Source organism: Pantoea sp. CTOTU49201 (genome assembly GCF_032054795.1).
GTDB classification, from domain to species: Bacteria; Pseudomonadota; Gammaproteobacteria; order Enterobacterales; family Enterobacteriaceae; genus Pantoea; species Pantoea symbiotica.
Genome location: NZ_DAMBSA010000332.1, coordinates 1 through 5,245, shown reverse-complemented (window position 1 = coordinate 5,245; position 5,245 = coordinate 1). Strand labels below are relative to the sequence as shown.

The 5,245-nt window shown below is 53.9% G+C and carries 8 protein-coding genes; all 8 read right to left on the bottom strand.

Annotated features, from left to right (window positions below):
* Window positions 1–702 (bottom strand): cell envelope integrity protein TolA (tolA, locus tag RTY00_RS19175; RefSeq protein ID WP_312665549.1); only part of this gene is annotated, 702 nt, incomplete at its 3' end.
* A 25-nt stretch (window positions 703–727) separates the two neighbouring features.
* On the bottom strand, window positions 728–1,156 hold the full coding sequence (gene tolR / locus RTY00_RS19170; RefSeq protein WP_008107389.1) for a colicin uptake protein TolR: 429 nt from the start codon (window positions 1,154–1,156) through the stop codon (window positions 728–730).
* A gap of 13 nt (window positions 1,157–1,169) precedes the next feature.
* Complete coding sequence (tolQ, locus tag RTY00_RS19165; protein ID WP_256695940.1) at window positions 1,170–1,856, bottom strand: Tol-Pal system protein TolQ; 687 nt, start codon at window positions 1,854–1,856, stop codon at window positions 1,170–1,172.
* Entirely contained in the window at window positions 1,853–2,257 is a 405-nt protein-coding gene (gene ybgC, locus RTY00_RS19160) for a tol-pal system-associated acyl-CoA thioesterase (protein ID WP_008107385.1), read from the bottom strand. The genes tolQ and ybgC overlap by 4 nt, the downstream gene beginning before the upstream one ends.
* Window positions 2,258–2,455: 198 nt before the next feature.
* Window positions 2,456–2,749 carry a cyd operon protein YbgE gene (gene ybgE, locus RTY00_RS19155; RefSeq protein ID WP_312665546.1) on the bottom strand — a complete coding sequence of 98 codons (294 nt, stop codon included), beginning with the start codon at window positions 2,747–2,749 and terminating at the stop codon, window positions 2,456–2,458.
* The gene (gene cydX, locus RTY00_RS19150) at window positions 2,749–2,862 is read right to left on the bottom strand and encodes a cytochrome bd-I oxidase subunit CydX (RefSeq protein WP_007890642.1); all 114 of its coding nucleotides are present in this window, start codon (window positions 2,860–2,862) and stop codon (window positions 2,749–2,751) included. The genes ybgE and cydX overlap by 1 nt, the downstream gene beginning before the upstream one ends.
* Before the next feature lie 15 nt (window positions 2,863–2,877).
* Window positions 2,878–4,017: a cytochrome d ubiquinol oxidase subunit II gene (gene cydB, locus RTY00_RS19145; RefSeq protein WP_312665544.1), complete on the bottom strand. Its 1,140-nt coding sequence runs from the start codon at window positions 4,015–4,017 to the stop codon at window positions 2,878–2,880.
* An 11-nt stretch (window positions 4,018–4,028) separates the two neighbouring features.
* A partial coding sequence (locus RTY00_RS19140; protein ID WP_312665542.1) for a cytochrome ubiquinol oxidase subunit I occupies window positions 4,029–5,245 on the bottom strand: 1,217 nt, incomplete at its 5' end.

Genomic DNA, 5,245 nt, shown 5'->3' with positions numbered 1-5,245 from the left:
CGCTTTCGCTTTCGCATCGGCAGCAGCCTGCGCTTTGGCTTCAGCATCCGCTTTGGCTTTCGATTCTGCGGCCGCTTTTGCCTGCTGCGCCGCTTTCTCTTTGGCCGCTTCAGCAGCGGCAGCTTTGGCTTCCGCGTCCGCTTTCTTCTTCGCGTCTGCTGCGGCTTGCTTGGCTTCCTCTACCGCTTTGGCTTTGGCATCGGCGGCGGCTTTTGCCTGCGCATCGGCTTCCGCTTTGGCATCAGCCTTGGCTTTTGCTGCTGCGGCTTCGGCAGTTTTCTGCTGCTCCTGCGCCTGCTTAGCGGCGGCTTCAGCGGCTTTCTGCTGCTCGGCTTGCTGCTTCGCCTGCTCTTTAGCTTCCTGCTGGGCCTGCAAGCGCTCTTTTTCCATCTCTTTCAGGCGCTGCTGCTCAGCAGCTTGTTTCTGCTGTAACTCTTCGGCCTGCTGCTGCGACTGTTTCTGACGCTGCTGCTCGGCGCGTTGGCTGTCTCGTTGCTGATTCTGCTGGCGGTTATACTGCTCAACCACGGCGCCTGAATCGACCATCACTGCGTCAATATCACTGCCACCGCCACCGCCGCTGGATTCGATTTTTTCGTTAAACGAGCTCCAAATCAGTAAGGCGATCAGCACGATGTGCAGAATCACCGAAACGATTATTGCGCGTTTTAACTTGTCGTTCTGCTCGGTTGCCTTCGACACACTCGGTTCCCAAAAACGGTTCGCTTTAAATCGGCTGCGTCATCAAACCGACAGATTTCACGCCTGCCTGATGTAACAGGTTAAGCGCCTTGATGATTTCGTCGTAAGGGACGTCTTTCGCACCGCCGATCAGGAAGACCGTTTTCGGATTGGCTTCAATCCGGCGCTGCGCTTCGCTCACCACCTGCTCCGGCGGCAACTGCGTCATACGATCGTGATCCACCACCAGGCTGTACTGGCCAACACCAGACACTTCAACAATCACGGGTGGATTATCATCAGTTGAGACAGTTTTTGAATCTGTCGCATCCGGCAGATCCACTTCCACGCTCTGGGTAATAATCGGCGCGGTTGCCATAAAGATGAGCAGCAACACCAACAGCACGTCCAGCAGTGGAACTATGTTGATTTCCGACTTAAGGTCGCGTTTACCGCGACCACGGGTTCTGGCCATCGTAAACCTCGACTTACTTCGTGTTTTCGGTGGAGAAAGCCTGACGATGCAGGATAGCCGTGAACTCTTCCATGAAGTTGTCGTAGCCCTGTTCCAGCTTGTTAACGCGCTGGTTCAGACGGTTGTACGCCATAACGGCAGGAATGGCCGCAAACAGACCGATTGCAGTCGCGATCAGCGCTTCGGCAATACCCGGTGCAACCATCTGCAGCGTGGCCTGTTTTACCGCACCGAGGGCGATAAAGGCGTGCATGATCCCCCACACCGTACCAAACAGACCGATATACGGACTGATGGAGCCAACGGTGCCAAGGAAAGGAATGTGAGTTTCCAGCGTTTCCAGTTCACGATTGAAGGAGATACGCATCGCACGGCTCGCGCCCTCTACAACCGCTTCCGGCGCATGGTTGTTAGCACGGTGCAAGCGCGCAAACTCTTTGAAACCCGAATAGAAAATTTGCTCAGATCCGCTCAATTCATCGCGGCGTCCCTGGCTTTCCTGATACAGACGAGACAGCTCGATACCGGACCAGAACTTATCTTCAAAGGCTTCGGCTTCGCGCCCCGCCGCATTCAAAATGCGCGTACGCTGAATAATGATCGCCCATGAGGCAATAGAAAAGCCGATCAAAATCAACATGATAAGTTTGACCAGAAGGCTCGCCTTCAGGAACAAATCAAGAACATTCATGTCAGTCACTGCTTGAACTCCGCGACAATAGACTTGGGAAGCGCAATTGGCTTCATTAGATGTGGGTTGATGCAGGCAATCAGGACTTCTGCTTCATTTAGCACTTTGCCTTCTGCATTCACGATACGCTGCGAGAACGTCATCGTTGCACGCGTCATTGAGGTCACTTCTGTTTGAATTTCCAAAAGATCGTCCAGACGTGCAGCCGCAACAAAATCGATCGTCATGCGTCGTACCACAAAAGCCACCTGCTCTTCCAACAGGACCTGCTGATTGAAATGGTGCTGGCGCAACATTTCGGTACGTGCTCGTTCATAGAAAGCAAGATAACTGGCGTGGTAAACCACACCACCGGCATCAGTGTCTTCGTAATAGACACGAACCGGCCAGCGAAACAGCGTAGTACTCACTCTACATCCCGGTCTCATTTTAAACGTTGCTACTATACGCAAGTGAGATCGGCTTGGGAATGGTCCGCCAGAGCCAGGCGAAAATAATTATCACAGGTTAACAACTGGAAGGATTTATAGGATGTTTCTTGACCGGGCGCTGACAAAACCTCACGCCAGCGCCTGAAAATGCAGCGTTTTTAAGTCCTGAACCTGGACTTAATGGTAGAACCAGAAAATTCCTGCCAGCAAAATCAACAGCGCGGGCAGAGGTGAGAATAGAGCCTGCCAACGCGTTTGTTGTGGACTGAATCCGGTGCCGTGAATCACGCCGGTACACACAGCCCAAATCAGCAACAATCCATGCCATATCGCCAAATCACTGGTACGCGCGGCAAAGCGTGAAGGTTGCCAAATAACGCAGCCCGCCAGCCACAGTGCAAGAATTAACGAAAGGGCCCGAAGTGGGCCCTTGTCCATCAGACGATACATCGTCCGAATCATTGTGCGCATCAGACTTGCTCATCCTTCGCGCTGCTCTCTTCAACATGCTCCAGCGCCAGCGCCGTAATCACACCGAACGCACAGGCCAGCAAGGTGCCAAGAATCCAGGCAAAATACCACATGCTCAATCTCCTTAATCAGTACAGGGAGTGCGTATTGCTCTCAATGTGTTCTTTAGTGATACGGCCAAACATCTTGTAATAACACCAGGTGGTGTACGCCAGGATAATCGGAACAAAGATGATGGCGGCAATGGTCATCACTTTCAGCGTCAGCAGGCTAGAGGTGGCATCCCACATCGTCAGGCTGATGCCTGGCACGGTGCTGGATGGCATGATGAACGGGAACATCGCAATCCCGGCCGTCATGATCACGCACGCTAATGTCAGTGAAGAAGAGATAAACGCCAGAGCGCCCTTCTCGATACGCGAAAAGAGAATGGTCAGCAGCGGCAACACCACGCCCAACAGCGGGAACAGCCACAATACTGGCATCTGCTCGAAGTTCACCATCCATGCGCCCGCTTCACGTACCACATCTTTACCCAACGGGTTGGATGCGGCGTGATGATCGATAACGCTCTTCAGCACATAACCATCAATGCCGTATTTCACCCACACACCGGCAAGGATGAAGCACACCATCATCACCAGCGCCGAGATTTGTGCGGTGCTGCGGCTGCGGACGTGCAACTCACCGGCAGTACGCATCTGCAGATAGGTTGCGCCCTGCGTCAGGATCATTGCCACACTCACCACGCCTGCCAGCAAGCCAAACGGATTCAGCAGTTGGAAGAAGTTGCCGGTATAGAACAGGCGCAGATATTCGTCAGCATGGAACGGCACGCCTTGCAGCAGGTTGCCGAATGCCACGCCAATCACCAGCGGCGGGACAAAGCTGCCGATGAAAATGCCCCAATCCCACATGCCACGCCAGCGCATATCTTCAATCTTCGAACGGTAATCAAATCCCACCGGACGGAAGAACAGTGAAGCCAGCACCAGAATCATCGCCACATAGAAGCCGGAGAACGCAGCGGCATACACCATTGGCCAGGCGGCAAACAGCGCGCCACCAGCGGTGATCAGCCAAACCTGGTTTCCGTCCCAGTGCGGCGCAATGCTGTTAATCATGATGCGACGTTCGGTATCGGTGCGTCCCAGAATGCGGGTCAGCATACCAACGCCCATATCAAAGCCATCGGTGACCGCAAAACCAATCAGCAACACGCCAATCAGCAGCCACCAGACAAAGCGCAATACTTCGTAATCAAACATGGTCGCTCTCCTTATCCACGCGCCGGCTGAGATGATGTCTTCAGCGTTTCATGATGATAGCGGCCAGTTTTCAGGCTGCTTGGACCGAGGCGCGCGAACTTGAACATCAGGTACATTTCCGCCACGAGGAACAAGGTGTAGAGGCCGCAAATCAGCGTCATTGAGAACAGCAGATCGCCGACGGTCAATGAGGAGTTAGCGACTGCGGTTGGCAGCACCTCACCAATTGCCCACGGCTGGCGACCATACTCGGCAACGAACCAACCCGCTTCAATCGCAATCCATGGCAATGGAATGCCGTACAACGCGGCTTTCAGTAACCAGCGCGACTTGCCGATACGGTTACGAATCACGCTCCAGAAGGAGAGCGTAATGATGCCCAGCATCAACACACCGCCCAGCACCATGATACGGAAGGCGAAGTACAGCGGTGCAACGCGTGGGATTGAGTCTTTAGTGGCTTTCTGAATTTGCTCTTCGCTGGCGTTAGCCACATCCGGCGTATAGCGTTTCAGCAGCAGGCCATAACCCAGATCCTTTTTGCTGGCTTCAAACTGGCTGCGCACAGCAGGATCTTTGCTACCACCGCGCAGTTCGTTCAGCAGCGCGTAGGCTTTCATGCCGTTACGAATACGCACTTCATGCTGCGCCAGCAGATCTTTCAAACCGGTCACTGGCGTATCAACGGAACGCGTGGCGATTAAACCGAGCAGATACGGAATCTGAATCGCATATTTGTTTTCCTGGGTTTCCTGGTCCGGAATGCCAAACAGCGTAAAAGCAGCTGGCGCCGGTTGGGTTTCCCATTCCGCTTCAATCGCCGCCAGTTTGGTTTTCTGCACGTCGCCGATTTCATAACCAGATTCGTCACCCAGCACGATCACCGACAAAATCGCCGCCATACCGAAGCTGGCTGCGATAGCAAAGGAGCGTTTAGCGAAAGCAATATCGCGCCCTTTCAGCAGATACCATGCGCTGATACCCAAGATGAACATCGCACCGGTGGTGTAACCAGCGGCCACGGTATGCACAAACTTCACTTGCGCAACCGGGTTTAGCACCAGCTCGGAGAAGCTCAGCATCTCCATACGCATGGTTTCAAAATTGAACTCGGAAGCAATCGGGTTTTGCATCCAGCCGTTCGCCACCAGAATCCACAGCGCGGACATATTTGAACCGAGCGCCACCAGCCAGGTCACCGCAAGGTGTTGCACCTTGCCGAGGCGAT